This window comes from Pseudoalteromonas sp. A41-2, assembly GCF_015767615.1.
In the GTDB taxonomy this organism is placed as follows: Bacteria; Pseudomonadota; Gammaproteobacteria; order Enterobacterales; family Alteromonadaceae; genus Pseudoalteromonas; species Pseudoalteromonas lipolytica.
The window spans coordinates 2735178-2752728 of sequence record NZ_CP065231.1; the positions used below are offsets into that span (position 1 = coordinate 2735178).

Annotated in this window: 17 protein-coding genes; 6 read left to right on the forward strand and 11 right to left on the reverse strand. The window is 42.5% G+C overall.

Features of this window, described 5'->3' with window-relative positions; all coding sequences use genetic code 11:
* Nucleotides 1-6 precede the first annotated feature (6 nt).
* Entirely contained in the window at nucleotides 7-1338 is a 1332-nt protein-coding gene (locus tag IT970_RS12325) for a glycoside-pentoside-hexuronide (GPH):cation symporter (protein WP_196857378.1), read from the forward strand.
* A 23-nt stretch (nucleotides 1339-1361) separates the two neighbouring features.
* Nucleotides 1362-2366, forward strand: a complete 1005-nt coding sequence (locus IT970_RS12330) for a LacI family DNA-binding transcriptional regulator (RefSeq protein WP_036966238.1) — start codon at nucleotides 1362-1364, stop codon at nucleotides 2364-2366.
* Here IT970_RS12330 and IT970_RS12335 read toward each other — a convergent pair.
* Genes IT970_RS12335 through IT970_RS12355 form a run of 5 tightly spaced genes read right to left on the reverse strand, consistent with a single transcriptional unit; the run spans nucleotide 2353 to nucleotide 7858 of the window.
* Nucleotides 2353-4320, reverse strand: coding sequence for a response regulator (locus IT970_RS12335; protein ID WP_065979714.1), 1968 nt, complete (start codon nucleotides 4318-4320; stop codon nucleotides 2353-2355). The two genes, IT970_RS12330 and IT970_RS12335, sit on opposite strands and share 14 nt — an antisense overlap.
* A 10-nt stretch (nucleotides 4321-4330) precedes the next feature.
* The gene (locus tag IT970_RS12340) at nucleotides 4331-4792 is read right to left on the reverse strand and encodes a response regulator (RefSeq protein ID WP_036966232.1); all 462 of its coding nucleotides are present in this window, start codon (nucleotides 4790-4792) and stop codon (nucleotides 4331-4333) included.
* On the reverse strand, nucleotides 4793-6271 hold the full coding sequence (locus tag IT970_RS12345) for a sensor histidine kinase (RefSeq protein ID WP_196857379.1): 1479 nt from the start codon (nucleotides 6269-6271) through the stop codon (nucleotides 4793-4795).
* A gap of 22 nt (nucleotides 6272-6293) precedes the next feature.
* Entirely contained in the window at nucleotides 6294-6503 is a 210-nt protein-coding gene (locus IT970_RS12350) for a histidine kinase (RefSeq protein WP_036966223.1), read from the reverse strand.
* 14 nt (nucleotides 6504-6517) lie between these two features.
* The gene (locus IT970_RS12355; RefSeq protein WP_036966220.1) at nucleotides 6518-7858 is read right to left on the reverse strand and encodes a sigma-54-dependent transcriptional regulator; all 1341 of its coding nucleotides are present in this window, start codon (nucleotides 7856-7858) and stop codon (nucleotides 6518-6520) included.
* Between the two features lie 220 nt (nucleotides 7859-8078).
* On the opposite strand from IT970_RS12355, the gene IT970_RS12360 reads away from it, so the two are divergent.
* The gene (locus IT970_RS12360; protein WP_036966217.1) at nucleotides 8079-8591 is read left to right on the forward strand and encodes an NUDIX hydrolase; all 513 of its coding nucleotides are present in this window, start codon (nucleotides 8079-8081) and stop codon (nucleotides 8589-8591) included.
* Between the two features lie 60 nt (nucleotides 8592-8651).
* Here the strand turns inward: IT970_RS12360 and IT970_RS12365 are convergent, their stop codons facing one another.
* Genes IT970_RS12365 through IT970_RS12375 form a run of 3 tightly spaced genes read right to left on the reverse strand, consistent with a single transcriptional unit; the run spans nucleotide 8652 to nucleotide 10796 of the window.
* On the reverse strand, nucleotides 8652-9146 hold the full coding sequence (locus IT970_RS12365) for a YgjV family protein (RefSeq protein ID WP_118844595.1): 495 nt from the start codon (nucleotides 9144-9146) through the stop codon (nucleotides 8652-8654).
* 49 nt (nucleotides 9147-9195) lie between these two features.
* Nucleotides 9196-9762, reverse strand: coding sequence for a Crp/Fnr family transcriptional regulator (locus IT970_RS12370; protein WP_118844596.1), 567 nt, complete (start codon nucleotides 9760-9762; stop codon nucleotides 9196-9198).
* Nucleotides 9759-10796 carry an NAD(P)H-dependent flavin oxidoreductase gene (locus IT970_RS12375; protein ID WP_118844597.1) on the reverse strand — a complete coding sequence of 346 codons (1038 nt, stop codon included), beginning with the start codon at nucleotides 10794-10796 and terminating at the stop codon, nucleotides 9759-9761. Before IT970_RS12375 ends, IT970_RS12370 begins: the two co-directional genes overlap by 4 nt.
* Before the next feature lie 168 nt (nucleotides 10797-10964).
* Here IT970_RS12375 and IT970_RS12380 point away from each other — a divergent pair, with 168 nt between their 5' ends.
* Nucleotides 10965-12341 carry an NAD-dependent succinate-semialdehyde dehydrogenase gene (locus IT970_RS12380; protein ID WP_196857795.1) on the forward strand — a complete coding sequence of 459 codons (1377 nt, stop codon included), beginning with the start codon at nucleotides 10965-10967 and terminating at the stop codon, nucleotides 12339-12341.
* Nucleotides 12342-12372: 31 nt separating this feature from the next.
* On the opposite strand, the gene IT970_RS12385 is transcribed toward IT970_RS12380, so the two are convergent.
* The 3 genes from IT970_RS12385 to IT970_RS12395 form a co-directional block, all read right to left on the reverse strand.
* Nucleotides 12373-13446, reverse strand: a complete 1074-nt coding sequence (locus tag IT970_RS12385; protein WP_196857380.1) for an endonuclease/exonuclease/phosphatase family protein — start codon at nucleotides 13444-13446, stop codon at nucleotides 12373-12375.
* Between the two features lie 18 nt (nucleotides 13447-13464).
* Nucleotides 13465-13785: a hypothetical protein gene (locus tag IT970_RS12390; protein WP_196857381.1), complete on the reverse strand. Its 321-nt coding sequence runs from the start codon at nucleotides 13783-13785 to the stop codon at nucleotides 13465-13467.
* Between the two features lie 98 nt (nucleotides 13786-13883).
* Nucleotides 13884-14318, reverse strand: a complete 435-nt coding sequence (locus IT970_RS12395) for a hypothetical protein (protein WP_036966195.1) — start codon at nucleotides 14316-14318, stop codon at nucleotides 13884-13886.
* A gap of 260 nt (nucleotides 14319-14578) precedes the next feature.
* Here IT970_RS12395 and rhlP point away from each other — a divergent pair, with 260 nt between their 5' ends.
* Together rhlP and IT970_RS12405 are read left to right on the forward strand one after the other, a co-directional pair.
* Nucleotides 14579-15394, forward strand: a complete 816-nt coding sequence (gene rhlP, locus IT970_RS12400) for a rhombotarget lipoprotein (protein WP_196857382.1) — start codon at nucleotides 14579-14581, stop codon at nucleotides 15392-15394.
* A gap of 76 nt (nucleotides 15395-15470) precedes the next feature.
* On the forward strand, nucleotides 15471-17531 hold the full coding sequence (locus tag IT970_RS12405; protein ID WP_196857383.1) for a TonB-dependent receptor: 2061 nt from the start codon (nucleotides 15471-15473) through the stop codon (nucleotides 17529-17531).
* Nucleotides 17532-17551: the final 20 nt, after the last annotated feature.

Below are 17551 nucleotides of genomic sequence, written 5' to 3' on the forward strand. Positions count from 1 at the left end.
ACACACATGCTGACAACAAAAGAAAAGATAGCTTATGGCTTAGGAGATACAGCGAGTAACATTATCTTTCAAACGGTAATGTTATTTTTAACTTTTTTCTATACCGATATTTTTGGTATCTCGCCAGCAGTTGTCGGCACCTTGTTCTTAGTGGTAAGAGTCGTTGATGCGATTACCGATCCACTTATGGGCGCATTAACCGACTCGACACGCACTAAATATGGCAGTTACCGGCCTTATTTGCTGTGGCTGGCTGTGCCATTTGGGGTGATTAGTATGATCACCTTCACAACCCCCGATTTACCCGAGTCGGGCAAGGTCATTTATGCCTTTATCACCTACACACTCCTTATGCTTGTGTATACCGCTATCAATATCCCTTACTCTGCTTTAGGGGGCGTATTAAGCCCAGACCCTAAGCTACGCGTATCTATACAGTCTTATCGCTTTGTATTCGGTATGTTAGGAGGATTGATTGTCAGTGCCTGTACTTTACCGCTGGTAAATTGGTTAGGTAAAGGTGATAACGCCCTAGGTTATCAGCTTACTATGGCACTGATGAGTGGCTTGGGTGTGGTGTTATTTTTAATCTGTTTTCGCTTTACCAAAGAGCGTGTTATAGCCGAGCATAACAGCTCTCTGAGCTGGAAAAGCCGCATGAGCACCTTATTGCAAAACGGCCCGTTTAAGGTACTTTGTTTTGCCGCCGTTATGCTTTTAACCAGTATGGTACTTCGTACCACCTTGGCAATTTATTACGTCAAGTATGTTCTTGGCGAAGCTGAACTGGTCACTTACTTTATTACAATAGGCATGATAGGTAATATTTTAGGCTGTGCTTGTGCGCAACCACTCAGTAAACGTGTCGATAAAAAAACGGCCTATATTCGCTTACAATACATCTCGGCCATCATTAGTTGCGTGGCATTTTGGTTACCGAGCGAACAGTTAGCACTTGCCTTTATTATTTACTTTTTATGGTGCTTTTTCACCCAAATGGCCACCCCGTTACTGTGGGCCAAAATGGCCGACACGATTGACTATGGTCAATGGAAAACCGGTGAGCGATTAACCGGCCTAGTGTATGCCAGTGTGGTGTTTTTCATTAAGCTTGGCCTTGCTTTGGGTGGGGCTATTGCTGGCTGGTTACTCGCATTTTACGGTTACGAAGCAAACACAACGCTGAGTAATCAAACACTGTCGGGAATTTTGATTTCATTTACGCTATACCCTGCAATTGGCAGCGTGCTTGTCGCCTTAATCATGAAAAGGTATATTCTCGATAATAAAACAGTTGAGCAGATCAGTGCTGACTTGTCACTGAAAAATCATCCATAATTTGGGTTTTAAAAAGGAATAACATGGCCACCATTTACGAGGTGTCGAAACTAGCGGGTGTATCACTTGCGACTGTTTCAAGAGTAATGAATAACAACGCTAATGTTAGTGATGCCACTCGCAAAAAAGTCACCGCAGCGATGGATGAACTTGGTTATAGACCTAACTCAATCGCTCAATCATTAGCGTCGAATTGCTCAAACAGTGTTGGCCTTTTGGTATCTGAATTACATGGTCCCTTTTATGGACCGATGATGAGCGGTATAGAAAATACATTTCGCAATCAAAAAAAGCACTTAATTATCGCCGCAGGCCACAGTAATGAAGAGCGTGAAAAACAAGGCATTGAATTCCTTATTAGTCGTAATTGTGACGGGCTTATTTTACATGTTGAAGCCGTAAGTGATGACTACCTTATAAAACTCAGTAAAAGCCAAGTACCCTTTGTGCTAATCAATCGCTTTATTAGTGAATTAAGCGATCGGTGCATTATTTTAAACAATATTAAAGGTGGCTACCTTGCAACGAAACATGTGCTTGAACAAGGCCATAAACAGATTGCATATATTAGTGGTCCACTTTGGAAAAAAGACGCGCAAGACCGTCTTGAAGGCCATAAAAAAGCACTCGCAGAGTATGGGTTACCCTTTGATGAACAATTACTTTATCAAGGTGACTTTATGGAAGCCAGCGGGTTTACAGGCCTAAAAACGCTTTATCAACACGCTAAGCCGTTTAGTGCGGTTATTTGTGCCAATGACGAGATGGCAACCGGTGCTATGGCGAGCGCCAGAGAGCTCGGTCTCACACTCCCTGATCAACTTTCTATAATGGGTTACGATAATGTGTTTTTTACACGCCATGTTTACCCCCCTCTCAGTACCATAAACTACCCTATTAACGAAATGGGCAAAATGGCGGCAGATTGGGTGTTGAGCCACGTTTATCAAAAGCAAACGGCTCCTTTGCAAACCGTATTTGAACCTGAGCTGGTTGTAAGGCAGTCGATAACCACTAACCCTCAATAAGCTGGGTTAACAAGCCTAAGTTAATCGGCTTTAACAGCACTTGATCAATATCTAACTGTTCAATTTTTTCTGGTTCTGGCTCGGCCCCACTGACAATAACTAACGTTAAGTTGGGGTAAAGCTGTTTAACTTCGCGTGCTAAATCAAGTCCTTCACCATCAGGCAGGTGCATATCAAGTAACACTTTATCGAAGTGTTGGTCCGTGTGTAAGGTTTGTAGGCACGCCTTATAACTGGCTGCAATCACCGTTTCGACACCCAAGCTTTCTAACAATAGCTGCGTAATTTGCGCGGCATCACTATCATCTTCCACCAGCAAGTAGCGCGTACTTTGTTGTGTTATGGCGGGGCAATCATCACGTGCCACGACGGGGTCGGTTTTTCCTTGGCAAATATAATGGTTAAGCACATGGTAAAGTAGACCTGAATCAAGGGGTTTCGCTATCATGTCATTAAAGCCAAGCGCGGTAAGTTCGCTTTTAACGCCTTTCATTGTGGCGGCCGTTAACGCAATAATAGGACCTTGGTAACCCATTTTTCTGAGCTCTATGGTTGCTTCTTTGCCGCCCATAACAGGCATGTGCAAATCGATAAAAACAATATCAAACGTCTTACCATTTTTTTCAGCAGCGGCCACTTTTTCAATCGCTTGTTTGCCGTTTTCAGCGTATTCAACATCAGCCCCGGTGCTGGCGATCATATGGCCCACTAAAATACGCAAATCTTTTAAATCATCTACAACTAACACACGCCCATGGGTGGTCAAGGTCGTTAACTTTTGTTGGTAATCTGGATTCGAATCAAAGCGAAGTCGTTGACGTTCAACATCGCGAATATTGCCAGGGTAAATCGACAAGGTGAATTCAGACCCGACTCCCTGAGTTGACTCCAAACTGATTGACCCCTGCATACGCGTTAACAGCTCAGAACAAATAGCAAGGCCTAGGCCTGCTCCGCCCACATCGCGTGATTCAACATCGGCAATTTGTTCAAACGGTTTAAAGATAATAGCTTGCTTTTCTGGTGCAATACCCAGCCCTGTATCTTTAATACTAAAAAACAGCATTTCGCGCTCATTAACCCACGCAGTCCATGCGCGCACGACAATTTCACCATGGTTCGTAAACTTAATCGCGTTATTAATAATATTAATTAAAATCTGTCGTAAGCGCGTGGCGTCTGAATTAATGATCAAAGGCAGGGCTTGCTGCGATTCAAATCGCAATGATAACCCCTTATCAATCGCAGATACCCGCATCAGCGTGTACACATCAGCCATCAAGCTATCAAGGTTTACATCACTGCAGTTCAACTCAAGTTTATCTGCAGCAATTTTAGACAAATCAAGTACATCGTTTAACAAACTCAAAAGATGCTTACCGTTTCTGTAAATCACCCCGAGCTCATTCTGCGCATGCTGGTTTTTTTCACTTTGCATTAATAGCTCAGTGTAGCCAAGAATTGACGACAAAGGGGTGCGTAACTCATGACTTAAGTGCGCTAAAAAACGGTCTTTCGAGCGGTTTTCAGCTTCGGCTTTTAAACGCTCAACACGTTCATCTTCGACTTCTCGTCGCGCTAGTGCGTAACGTATCGCGCGCGCAAAACGCCCTGAGCTCATTTCGCTTTTAACTAAGTAGTCAACAGCTCCCGCATCGAGCGCGGCGGAATCAAGCATTTCGTCAGACTGCCCCGTAAGCATGATTATCGGGCCGCGAAAACCATTCGCAACAGCCCGTTTTAGCACTTCTAATCCGTCCGATGCCCCTAAGCGATAATCTAACAAACAAATATCATGTTTGTTCTCACTCAGTACACCAATCGCCTGCTCAGGGCAGCTTAACCATTCAACATCAAATGTATGGGAACCCAGTTGCTCTAAGTAATCACAGGTCAGAATATAATCATCTTCATCGTCTTCTACTAACAGTAATCGGGTTACCTTATCTAACATTGCTTATCCTTTAATCATTATTTGATGGCGGTAGTTCAACAAACTCGACCCAGTATTTTCCTAAGGTTTTCATGAGCTCGACTAATCCATCAAAAGTAACCGGTTTGGTGATATAAGAGGCTGCACCTAAGTCGTAGCCTTTGATCATATCTTCCTCTTGCTTTGATGTAGTAAGAATAACAACCGGAATCCCTTTTAAATTAGGGTTAGACTTAATCGCTTGTAACGCTTCACGTCCATCCATGCGAGGCATATTTAAATCAAGCAATATGAGCCCTGGACGCGGCGAGTTTTCTTTCTCACTGAACTTGCCTTTTCGTTCAAGGTATTCAAGTAGCTCAACACCATCTTCAACAAAAAACAGCTCATTGAGTACGCGACTTTCAGCTAAAGCGTCTTGGGTTAATAAACGATCGTCTTCATCGTCATCTGCCATTAAAATGGTTATGGGTTTTACTTTATTAAGTGGCATCTAAGCCTCTCCTTGCAATGTGAAAAGTGATGTTTCCACAGGTAGTTTAATAGTGAAGCTTGCACCCTCACCCACTTGACTGGTTGCTGTAATTTCACCACCGTGGCGTTCTACGATTCGTCGGCATACAGACAAGCCAATTCCAGTGCCTTTGTATTGCGAACGACCATGAAGGCGCTGAAATGGAACAAATATTTTTTCTAGGTACTCTTCAGAGAAGCCAATACCATTATCTGAAATAGTAATAATTTCCCACGCAACATCGCTGTTGTGTGCAGGGCTAAACTCTTCAGTCCGTTGATAGGAAATGGTAATGATAGGTGGCACATTTTCACGTCTAAATTTAACGGCATTAGAAAGAATATTTAAAAACAGTTGCAGCATCTGACTCGGATCAGCTTGAATATGCGGTAACGTATCTAAGTTTACCGTTGCCTCTGATTCTTTAATGGCAATCTCAAGGTCATCTAACACTTCATGAACGACCTCGTTAAGATCTGTATCAATAAAGTCTTTGCCACGGGTTGTAACTCGCGAAAACTCTAATAAGTCATTAATCAAATTAGACATGCGCTGCGCCGCATTTTTCATACGATTAATATAATCGAGGCCTTTTTCACCCAAATCGTCTTTGAACATACTTTCGAGCCGATCACTAAACGCCTGAATTTTCCTCAGAGGCTCTTGTAAATCATGGCTGGCGACAAACGCAAACTCTTCTAGCTCTCGGTTCGAGCGACTTAATTCGTCTGAATAAATGGTTAACTCTTGGGTACGCTCTGATACTTTAGCAGCCAATGTTTCATTTTGCATTTCTAAATCTGCACGGTATTTTGCTGCATTAAGTGAGTTGATCCGCGTCAAAATAAACATACCAATGATCAATAGCGTACTGGTCACCGCAGTGATCACAAAAGTCAGTTTCGCGTCGTTTTTGATTTGCGATAATTTAGCGAACTGTTCGACTTTAAAATTAAGTTCGCGCATATGAATTTCATCAACAGCAGCGCGAATGTCTTTGTAAAGTTCGCGCCCTTTATCTGTTAAAAGCAAACGCCGAGCTTTCACGTTTTTATCGGCCAAAGCAAGATCCGTAATTTGGCTCATTATTGCGATTTTGTCATTCACTAAAAAAATAAACCGCGCAATACGCTCAGCCTGACCGGGTATCTCAGAATGTAAACTTTTAACCAGCATAATTTGCGCTTGCATAGACGCAATCGCATCATTGTATGGCAGCAAATAATCTTCACGGTCTGTCAGTAAATAACCTCGTTGACCCGACTCAGCTTGCACCACCGATAAATGTAATCGTTCAATGGCAGTATTTAGCGAATTGGTGTTATCAAGACTATTTTGTGTCTCTGTCAGTGAGCGAATCGTGTTTACTGCCAAAATGGCATTGGCTATCACAATACACAGAACAATCGCTATAAAGCCTGCCCAATTTAATGTGATTTTTCCCTTTTGTTTATGCATTTTCTTCCCAATGGCTTATTCGTTAATCGCTGGTATGCGTATCACTAATTTGCTGAAGTTGCTCACTACATTGCTGGCAATTGGCGATAATCTTATCAAGCGCGGCCAATGCTTTTTCTTTAGGCATATCGTTTTCTAATACGAGCTTAACTAACTCTGCATTCATTGAAATACGGTTAAGTGGTGCGCGAGCATCGTGTACCAACTGACGTAAAGACTCGTGATTATTCATTTTTTATCCTTTTTTTATTTGTATTCTCCGATGCCGCCATAAGCATTTAAACGGTTATAGAGTGTTTTAGTACTGATCCCCAGCATTTGTGCTGCGATGGTTTTATTACCTTGTACTTTATCCAAGGTTGCGTGGATCAGCTCTTTTTCGACTTCTTCTATGGTTTGTCCAGCCATAACCTGGCTGGTCTGTGTTTCTTTATTGACGCGAGAAAATGGTGATTCGAGCGATTCAGGTAAAGTAATAGCACTGCCTTTAGGGTCGCTCATTATAAAAGCACGGTGAATAGCATGGCGAAGCTCTCGCACATTACCGGGCCAATCATGACTTTCAAGTTCTTTTAGCTGACTTGCTTGCCATTTAAAGTCTGTGCCATTTTCTTCGTTTAGTTGCTCTAAAAATGCGTTCGCAAGTAGCGGGATATCTTCTTTACGCTCACGTAGCGCAGGAATATCAATCGGAAAAACAGCTAAGCGAAAATAGATATCTTCACGGATCACGTTGTTCTGCGCAAGGTCATCCAACGTTCTGTTGGTTGCTGAAATAACACGGCAGTTCACCGCTTGCTCTTTTGTCCCCCCGACACGGGTCACTCGTTTATTTTCGAGGACACGCAATAAATTTGGTTGCATATCAATGGGCATTTCGGTGACTTCGTCTAAAAATAACGTACCACCAGCAGCTTGCTCAAACACCCCTTCTTTGCGTGCAACAGCCCCTGTGAAAGCGCCTTTTTCGTGGCCAAATAATTCGCTGCCAATCAACTCTTTAGAAAATGCACCACAGTTTGTAGCAACAAGCGGGCCATCGCAGGCTGTCGCATTGTGAATCGCTTGTGCGACGACTTCTTTACCAGCACCACTTTCCCCCATGAGCATGACATTTGCAGAGGTTGCTGCGACACGTTCAATCATAGTGTAAAGCTTATGCATAACATCAGATTCACCAATGAGCGTGCCAAAATGACGTTTAATACTCGGTGCTGACTTTTTCTTTGTATTTGCTTTTTTAGGGTTGAGAACCCTTTCGATGTCTTCGCGCTGAAGGGGTTTAACTAAGTGCCCTACATTCGCCTCACACATTTCTGCTAATTTCCCCTTCACCGAAGGGTGGCCAGAAATGAGTGTCACTCGCGGGGATTGACCAATTTTTTTAAGGTGTTCAAGTAGGTGCAGACCACTGCCATCTGGTAACATAAAATCTAAAAAGACGTGGTCGAATGTATTGTTTTCGAACCATTGCTCTGCTTCTGCAAGGTTTGCAGCTGTATTTATATTATGCCCGAGGAATTCTACAATGTGACACACGACATCACTAAACTCACTGTCATCATCAACTAAAAGCACATTTAACATATTCTTTCCCTAAGCCTTTTTTTACCATTCTACGCACAGTTTTTCCGAAAATAAAACAACGAGCGTTAGGTAGCTAAGTTGTTATTAATTACAACTATATTATCGCATTAAGTTTCAATTTGGGGTAATTATAATGAATTAAATATTCATAACACGTTATCATAACTCACCAAATATTAAGCTAAGCTGTACTTTAGCGAAGTTGCTACGTTGTAATTAAATGAAATTATTAAGAAAAGTTATTCATCCAAGCCTAAGTAATGATTATGGTTCGGTATTTATTCGCAACACCGCGCGTGCAATCGTGCTAAAAGGTGAACACATACTGCTTTTATACACCGCACGTTATGATGACTATAGTCTACCGGGTGGTGGAGTCGATAACGGTGAAAGTATTGAACAAGGCCTGTACAGAGAGCTTTCAGAAGAAACCGGTGCACAACAGATAAACATAACGCACCCACTAGGCTTATACGAAGAAATTAGGCCGTGGTATAAAGATGATTTTGATTGTGTGCATATTAAATCTTACTGCTACTTTTGCGAGATCAACGGTGAGCTAGCCGCGCCCAAAATGGAGCACTACGAAGTACAAAATGGCATGCAACCAAAGTGGATTAATATTTATGACGCCATCGCTCATAACGAGACAACCTTGGCTATGAGCGAAAAACAAGGTTTATCTATTCAACGAGAAACCTACTTACTCAAGCTGATTGCTAACACGCTTTGAGGGTTTTTCGATGGAAAAGCACGGTATGCTTATAATGCCGTGCTAATACCTTACTGATACTCATACAGCTTTAGGCGGCGCATAATAGCGCCATATTCCGACTAAATTACTCAATAAAAATACCGTTTCCATCACCACTGCGACTGGCGAAAACAAGAGCGCGTTATGTGTTATCCAACATAGCGTACCTACCACCATCATCAGCCGTAATGATAAGTCTTTACTTTGGAACGAAGCATAAGTCTGAATTAAGGTTGCGGCGAGGGCTATAACACTCACCCAGTTATACCAAGTCAGGCTTACAGCAGTGATACTCAGCAACATGAAAATAACCATCATCCTGGTTTTACGGGCAAAAATACAATATACGTAGCGCACTGCGGCTATGAGCATTAAGCTTGCGGCACTTAAGTTATCAAGTAGAAAAAAGTGCACAGAAGTGAGCAACACAGAACTAAACAAACAGGCTAAAATAAACTGCCTTTGCTTAAATTGAAATGACGCTAAATCGAGTAATGTGGCAATAGCGACCAAGCATTGCGATAAAATAAACATACCAACTCCTGAAAAATCAGCAGTGTAATGTTCCTTAAAATCGCGCACATTAACTTAAGTTAAGACGCCCTCGAATTCGCGATAATGAAATAGCTGAAATACCTAAATACATTGCGACCTCATTTAAACTCAATTGTGCGAGCCAATGCGGTTTGTTATCCAGCAAATATTTATACCTTTGCTCTGGCGTATTCAGTAATAAAAAGGCTTCTTTTGCCTCTTTAAATAATAGCTGTTGAGTGATTAATTTATGCTTCATTGCTTGCCAATCTGGGTTATCAAATAAAGTCAGTGGCACCTTGATAAGCTCAGCGTCCCGCATTACTTTAAGTTGGTAAAACGCATTAGTTTCGGTTAGCCAGTTGCCATAAAGCAGTGCAAACTCATCCTGAAAGTAAAACTCTTTGCACTTTTGAGCGCCCTGCTCTGATACATGTAATGCGCCAAGTACTCCAGATACAATTAAATACCCCGCTTGTTGTTGCTCACCTTGCTGTAGCAGCACATGCTCTTTAGCGTATCGCTTGAGTGCAATCATGCCCGCAAGCTTATTACGAAACTCATTAGCAAGGTGATGGTAACTATCACCCAAGGGCAGTAACTGAGTATCCGTCAAGATTGCCACCCTTGCATTAATAGCGCGGTTATTTGTTTGGCGTTAATGCCTTCTCTGGCTTTGAAACACTCACCACACCACAGCGGTGAAAAACCACTGCTTCCTTGTGCTTCTGCTCTCGAGCGCAGTGCTGTTAAGGCTATCGAGGCATAAGGAAAAGCAGGCGCTTGCGTTGGCATTGCGCCAAGCTCTTGCATAATTCTGTTTCGTATCCCGCGCGCAGGACGACCCGAGAAAAGAGTGGTGAGCTCAGTATTATTTGCCGCTGTCGTTTTTAATGCTTCACGGTGTAATGCGCTTGTCGTTGCTTCTTCACATAACAAGTAGGCACTGCCAACTTGTACTGCCGCCACGTTGAGCTCTTTAAACATTTTTACCTGTTCTGGCGTACTAATGCCCCCAGCCGCAATTATCGGTATATCCAAACATAAACAATCATGAACGAGCTGTTCTGTGCTGGGCTGTGACGATAAATCCATCGATAGAAAGCATCCTCGATGTCCACCCGCTTCTTTGCCCTGTGCAATGATTGCATCAACACCACGCTCTTTTAACCAACGAGCTTCGTCTAAAGTCGTTGCTGATGACAAAACCTTGCCACCCCATGCTTTGATTTGCGCGATAATTTCTTGATTAGGTAAGCCAAAATGAAAACTAACCACGGGAGGTTTATAAGTCGCAATTGTATCAATTACCTGCTGATCAACAGGCTGTCGTGAGGCTTTGCGACTGAATTGCGATGCATCTATTTCAAACTCAGCAAAATATGGGCTTAATAGTTCATGCCACTGCTGTTGCTCAGCTTCGCTGTACGGGCTGACTTGATGACAAAAGAAGTTTAAATTATATGGCTTATTAGTATGGTGTGTTAAATAGTCCAACTCGTTAATCAGTTGCTCTTTCGAGAGCATGGCACAAGGTAACGACCCCAAACCTCCCGCTTCACACACCGCAACCGCCAGTTGTGCATTTTGCACCCCTGCCATGGGCGCTTGGATAATCGCAAGCTCTGTATTAAACAATGTATTACTCATAGCCTATCCTTGTAAGTTTTGCAGCCTCTTGCAGTTTTTACATATTTCCACACACACAGAAACCAGATAAAAACAAATAAAAGCCAATAAAAACAAAAATCTAAAAAACATTTGAAAAGCTGGTGTTAGCTTTGCACAAGGTCATGTACATTTTGTAAGGAGATAATGATGACTGATACAGTAACTACAATCAATCCAACAAACGAGCAAACTTTAAATACCTACACTCTCTTGTCTTTACAAGAAGCTAAGGCTGAAATAGATAAATGCCATAAAACCTTTTTATCATGGCGCGAGACATCTTTATTAGAGCGAGCTAAATACCTTAATCAACTTGCAAAATTGATTGACGATAATAAACATGAATTAGCACAGTTAATGACTGACGAAATGGGCAAGCTTTATCAACAAGGCTTACAAGAAACGGAACTTTGTGCTGCTATATGTCGCTACACAGCCGACCAAGGCCCTGAGGTCCTCGCCGAAGAAAAACGCGATATGCAAGGTGGCCGCGCCATCATTAGCTACCAACCTATCGGTGTTATCTTAGGTATTCAACCTTGGAACTTCCCTCTTTATCAGGTTATTCGTTATGCCTGTGCTAATGTTATGGCTGGTAACACAACCGTGCTAAAACACGCCGGTAACGTATTTGGAATGGCTGAAAAAATTGAGCAGTTATTTAACGAAGCTGGTTTTCCAACCCATTGCTTTAAAAACTTATTAATCGACGGTAAAACAGCCAGCGAATTAATTGAGCATACCGCTATTCGCGGGGTCACATTTACTGGCAGTGACAGCACAGGTAAAAAAGTGGCAGAGCGTGCCGGTAAGCATGTCAAGAAAACCGTGCTTGAGCTTGGCAGTAATGATGCTTACGTTGTCCTTGATGATGCCGACCTTAATACCGCCATTGAAGCATGTACCCAAGGTCGTCTTATCAATAATGGCCAAACATGTGTCGCGGCGAAACGCTTTGTGGTGGTTGACGCAGTATATAATGACTTTAAAACACGTATTAAAGAACAGTTTGAGCAAGTAAAACTGGGTGACCCTAATGATGAAAACACAGGGCTTGGGCCAATGGCACGTGAAGATTTACGCGCACAGCTTCACCAACAAGTAAGTGACTCTATTGATGCTGGAGCGAAGGCGATTGTCGGTGGCAGCATGCCAACAGGCACTGGTTTTTACTACCCAGCGACCTTACTTGAAAATGTAAAACCTGGAATGCCAGCCTACGATGATGAGCTATTTGGCCCCGTGGCCTCTCTGATCCGCGCCAAAGATAATGACGACGCAATGCGTATAGCCAATGACTCGCGCTATGGATTAGGAGGAGGTATTTTTTCTAGCAACGAGAAACAGGCTGTTGAACTGGCTAGGCTGCATTTTGATACAGGAATGGTAAATATAAATGGCTATGGACTCGCTCAGCCAAACTTGCCGTTTGGTGGAGTGAAAGACAGTGGCTATGGCCGAGAGCATGGTGGTTTTGGCTTACGCGAATTTGTAAATATTAAAACCATTATGATCAACCAATAATACACACTAAAAGGGCTCATTGAGCCCTTTCTCATTCATCAAAGGTCGGAACTTGCTGCTTTGATGCCATAGGCATTTTTAACTCTTTAATCGCCTTATCTTTATCAATATCTTCATGTTGTTTTTGATTTGAAGCAGCGGGGTCATAAGTCAATTCAGTTAATAGTGCAAAATGATCAGAGCCATACTTAGCAAGGCGTTCAATTCGTTTTACACTGAATTCATCACTGTGGAATAAATGATCAAGCGGCCAACGCATAAAAAAGTAACCCGCATGAAATGTATTAAAAAAGCCGCGTCCTTTACGCGGGTCTAACAACTTAGAAACTCGCATAAACAAACGCGTGCTCCGTGACCAAGCAACATCATTCAGATCGCCTGCAACGATGCAAGGGCGCGTTCTATTTTTAAGGGCTTTGGCCAGAATAATAAGCTCGGTATCACGAGGACGCGAGGTGTCTTTTTCGGTGGGACTTGGAGGAGCTGGGTGAATAAAGTGCGCCTCAACTTCTGTATTATTGGCATCTTCAAATACGATATGAATCGAAGGAATATCCGCTTCGATTAATTCACATACCTGTTGGTGTTTAATTTCAAACTTACTGTATAAATGCATACCGTAACGATTATCTTTAGGGCAATAGATACGATATGGGTAATCTGCTTCTAGACAACTGAGCTGCTGTTGCCACGTTTCATTAGATTCAAGCGTGATGAGTAAATCTGGTTGGTGGTTTTTTACCAGTTTAATAAGTTTGCCGTAGTGCGTATTCGACATCAGCACATTCGCAGACATTATGCGAATACTGTGAGCATCATCTTTACTACTTGAGACAACTTCTTTCTTAGCGAACCATGTGTAGGGGTAAATCCAGTTCGCTTGCAGTAGCAAAACCACAAAGCTTATAACAATACAACCGAGTAAATAATGGCTGTTGGAGAGGTAAAATAACACGCTTGCTCCCAGCAAACATGCTCCTGCAAGATACGCTACTTGCAGCCGCACAAAATCACAACTTCGAATTAAATAATGCTGGGAGTACGAAAATGGCAATAGTGAGACAATAAGCAAAAGTACAGACAGTACACTCAATGCATGGCTCATATAACTCATTGGCACAATTTATCGGCTCAGAATCGAGACTATTTCGCGGGTATCCTCTACCAAACGAACAATGGTGCCATCAACCTGAATTGAAATTAATCGGTCGTTATTACGCGATTTAATCACCTTACCTCGACGATAAATATCGCGGTCAAGTATGTCACCTTTTCGGTATTTCTTTTGCCAACCAGGCGGAAGATCTCCACCATTTTCAAGTTTTTTCTCTAGACCAGGCGGTAAGCTTTTTCCTTTGTCTTTGTCCTTATCTTTGTCCTTTGCTAAAGCGCCTGTCGCAACAATACTAAGCCCTAAAACAGCCACTGTTAAAAATGTTTTCATACGAGCTCTCCTTTTTATGTATTCCACTAAGCGTAGCAACTATTTCTGAACTGGGAATGAAAGAGTATAAAAAAGCCGCAAAGCGGCTTTAAACAGGATTAACGATGACGCGACACGATGGATAAAATTTCTCGTGTGTCATGTACTAAGTGTATTAAGCGGTCATCAATTTCAATGGCAATAATGCCATTTCTATCGCGACGCTTTATTACTCGGCCGTGGCGATAAATATCTCTGTCGAGAATATCACCATGATGATAGCGTTTGTACCAACCTGGTGGTAATCCACCGCCATAACCTACTTTTTTGTATAAACCGGGTGGTAAATCACGGTAGCTATAGCGGTCATACCTATCGTGATGACAATCACGGTCATGGCGATGATGCTTATGATGCTTTTTGTGTTTATGGTGCTTTTTACGTTCGTGTTTGTACTCGTATCTGTCATGGTCACGATCATGTTTAGCACTCGCTTCTATAGGCACCAAACTCAAACCTAGCACGGCTAACGAGATAGTAATTATTTTATTCATAATAGAGACCCTCTGCATTTGCTCTTGTTGAAAAGCCTATCAAGCAAGCCTGAATCATAGATGAAGGGTTACAATTAAAAATAACAAGATCATAAATAACAATACGTTATAAAAACAATCTTTACATTTCTTTAAACTTCTTTGGCACTTTTCATGACTTTCTCTGTCTGAATGAAAGCTTCAATTAGGAACAATGACTGTGATTAAAAAACCAAAATTACACCCATTGTTTTCGAACACGTTATAAAAAAGGATCGTTTATGAATTCATTAAAGTGGTGTTTGATCATTGTGATATTTACGCTTACTGGCTGCAGTACCATGTTGAGTCAACACGGTAATCAGCAAACTCAATCTAGCTCATTGGTTGACTACTTATACCCAGATCAACAACGAGCAACCGAACAAATCAGTGTGCCCACTCTAAACTTACCCGCCACAGTGGGTATTGCCTTTATTCCTAACAAATACAACAACGGCCTCCATCATAGTGACGAAATAGCACTACTCAACAAAGTTAAAAAACAATTTATGCAGTATGACTATATTGACCGTATCGAAGTCATCCCAAGTACCTACTTAAAGGGAGGCGAGGGGTTTACTACTTTAGAGCAGGTATCACGTTTATACGATGTGGACATTATGGCGCTGGTGTCGTATGACCAAGTGTCACAAAGTTTAGAAAATAATGCAGCCTTCTTATACCTCACCATTGTTGGTCTATATGTCATTCCGGGTAATGAAAACACGGTGCAAACATTCGTCGATACCGCGGTATTTGATATTAAAAGCCGAAAAATGTTGTTCCGTGCGCCAGGCATCCATAAAGCAGAGAAACGAAGTACAGCAATTGGTATCGATGAGGTCGCGAAACAGCAATCGCTAGCAAGTTTTAATGCTGCTGTTGACGACATGATAGGAAATCTAGATAGCGAATTAGGTCAATTTAAAATTCGCGTTAAAGACGAGAAAATTGCCAATGTCAGCCATAAAAAGGGGCACAGTGGCAGTAGCCTATTTTGGCTTATCGCTTTACTTTTGGGGGCTGTGTGTCTGCGACGAAAAGCAATTCATTAATCGCGAAAGCTTTTACACACCGTTAAAAGCAGTTACCCTTTGATTCTCGTTGTCGTTGTTTAATCAAAGGGTTTTCATGAAGTTGTCATTAATCTCAGCGCTTATTGGCTCTCTTTCAATTAGCTGCCATACATTTGCCGCAACAAATGAACTTGAGCATATCACTACCACCGCCTCTCGTACTGAAGTGCTTGCTGATCCACTTCCTGTGGTTGTAAGCAGTATTTCTAAACAACAATTATCACTCATTGCGCCCACGCATATTCAACAAGCCCTTAAACAGGTTGCAGGTGCAAACTTACAACATGGTAATGGACAAGAGTACTTACCCGCTCTTCGCTCGCCAGTGCTATCGGGCGCAGGGGCCTGCGGTGGGATACTCACAGCAGAAGATGGTATTCCCCTGCGTGCCGCTGGTTTTTGTAATATTAACGAATTATTTGAAGCGCACACAGAAATGGCTGAGCGCATTGAGGTATTAAAAGGCCCAGGCTCAGCTCTTTATGGTTCCAATGCAGTCCATGGGGTTATTAACGTTATTACGCCCGATACAACCTATGATCACACCACACTTGGTTTAGACTACGGTTCTTTTGGCTATAGCCGCTATAAATTGGGGCAAGGTCACGACTTTGGCAAACAAGGCCTTGGTATTAATGTGAGTATCACTCGCGACACAGGCTACCGTGATGATGAAGGGGTTGACCAAGAAAAAGTGACCATGCGTCATCGTTATGATGCTGACAATTTCACGCTCAATAGCGGCCTTACTTATACGCATTTAGATCAACAAACCGCAGGCTATATTGAAGGCTTTGAAAGCTACAAAGATGAAGACATTGCACAGTCAAATCCAAACCCCGATGCCTTTAGAAAAGCACAATCAATGCGTGTGTGGTCCAAGTTAAATTGGACAAAAGACGACAACAATAGTTTCACGCTAACCCCTTACCTGCGCGACCAAAGCATGACCTTTTTTAAACACTTTTTACCCGGCACGCCTTTGGAAGAAAACGCGCAACAAGGCGTAGGTATACAATCAATGTGGCAGCACCAATTTGCAAACGCAAGTACGCTTACCGTGGGCTTTGATGGTGAGCTTACCGATGCCGATTTTTTACAATACCAAGATAAGCCAACAGAGGGTTCTGCTTTTTTGGTCGCAACAGTCCCTCAGGGTAAACATTATGACTATCAGGTTACGAGTCGCTTACTGGCACCATTTATAAACCTAGACTGGCAATATGATGAACTATTAGTCACTGTAGGGGGCCGATACGAACACATGCGTTATGATTACACGAACCATATGCTCGCAGGGCGCACGAAAGAAGATGGCACCCCGTGCGGAATGGGTGGCTGTCGCTATTCTCGCCCAGAAAGCGGTATTAATAGCTTTGCTAATTTCTCACCTAAACTTGGCATAAGCTACCAATTTACCAATAATCACTTTATTTATGCCAATGCGTCTGAAGGCTTTCGAGCGCCGCAAGCGGCTGAGCTTTATCAGCTTCAGCGTGAACAAAGCGTTGCTGAGTTAAAATCAGAAATTGCAAAAAATCTGGAATTTGGCTTCAAAGGTCAGCAAGCACAACTCCATTACGTGATAAGTGCTTATGCTATGAATAAAGAAAATACGATTTTCCGCGACAGTGACTTTTTCTATGTCAATGATGGGCAAACCCAGCATCGCGGCATTGAGCTTGAACTCGCCTACGCCATTACGCCCACTATCTCAATGCAATTAGCTGCAACGCACGCTAAACATACCTACAGCTATGACCAACTATTAGGTGAGGTTAATATCAATGGCAATGAGGTCGATACCGCCCCGCGTAATATCGCTAACTTACAATTACTTTGGCAGGCTAATGATATGACACGGGTAGCGCTTGAGCTCTACAGCACCAGCGGCTATTTTACCGACCCTGAAAATCTTCATCGTTACGAAGGCCACTCGCTGGTTAATTTAACAGCAGCTTGGCAGCTTACCCCTACGTTTGCTGTCACTCTGCGCGTGAACAACTTAACCGATGAGCACTATGCTGAACGAGCAGACTACACGAGCTTTAACGGCGATCGCTATTTTCCAGGAAGACCCCGTAACGCAATGTTATCAGCACGTTATCAGTTTTAAGTGACCGCATTATTTGGTGA

What these genes read in the sequence shown, in the direction of transcription:
- IT970_RS12325 (WP_196857378.1), top strand. Translation starts at nt 7, where the DNA reads ATGCTGACAACAAAAGAAAAGATAGCTTATGGCTTAGGAGATACAGCG.
- IT970_RS12330 (WP_036966238.1), top strand. Translation starts at nt 1,362, where the DNA reads ATGGCCACCATTTACGAGGTGTCGAAACTAGCGGGTGTATCACTTGCG.
- IT970_RS12335 (WP_065979714.1), bottom strand. Translation starts at nt 4,320, where the DNA reads ATGTTAGATAAGGTAACCCGATTACTGTTAGTAGAAGACGATGAAGAT.
- IT970_RS12340 (WP_036966232.1), bottom strand. Translation starts at nt 4,792, where the DNA reads ATGCCACTTAATAAAGTAAAACCCATAACCATTTTAATGGCAGATGAC.
- IT970_RS12345 (WP_196857379.1), bottom strand. Translation starts at nt 6,271, where the DNA reads ATGCATAAACAAAAGGGAAAAATCACATTAAATTGGGCAGGCTTTATA.
- IT970_RS12350 (WP_036966223.1), bottom strand. Translation starts at nt 6,503, where the DNA reads ATGAATAATCACGAGTCTTTACGTCAGTTGGTACACGATGCTCGCGCA.
- IT970_RS12355 (WP_036966220.1), bottom strand. Translation starts at nt 7,858, where the DNA reads ATGTTAAATGTGCTTTTAGTTGATGATGACAGTGAGTTTAGTGATGTC.
- IT970_RS12360 (WP_036966217.1), top strand. Translation starts at nt 8,079, where the DNA reads ATGAAATTATTAAGAAAAGTTATTCATCCAAGCCTAAGTAATGATTAT.
- IT970_RS12365 (WP_118844595.1), bottom strand. Translation starts at nt 9,146, where the DNA reads ATGTTTATTTTATCGCAATGCTTGGTCGCTATTGCCACATTACTCGAT.
- IT970_RS12375 (WP_118844597.1), bottom strand. Translation starts at nt 10,796, where the DNA reads ATGAGTAATACATTGTTTAATACAGAGCTTGCGATTATCCAAGCGCCC.
- IT970_RS12380 (WP_196857795.1), top strand. Translation starts at nt 10,965, where the DNA reads ATGACTGATACAGTAACTACAATCAATCCAACAAACGAGCAAACTTTA.
- IT970_RS12385 (WP_196857380.1), bottom strand. Translation starts at nt 13,446, where the DNA reads ATGAGCCATGCATTGAGTGTACTGTCTGTACTTTTGCTTATTGTCTCA.
- IT970_RS12390 (WP_196857381.1), bottom strand. Translation starts at nt 13,785, where the DNA reads ATGAAAACATTTTTAACAGTGGCTGTTTTAGGGCTTAGTATTGTTGCG.
- IT970_RS12395 (WP_036966195.1), bottom strand. Translation starts at nt 14,318, where the DNA reads ATGAATAAAATAATTACTATCTCGTTAGCCGTGCTAGGTTTGAGTTTG.
- rhlP (WP_196857382.1), top strand. Translation starts at nt 14,579, where the DNA reads ATGAATTCATTAAAGTGGTGTTTGATCATTGTGATATTTACGCTTACT.
- IT970_RS12405 (WP_196857383.1), top strand. Translation starts at nt 15,471, where the DNA reads ATGAAGTTGTCATTAATCTCAGCGCTTATTGGCTCTCTTTCAATTAGC.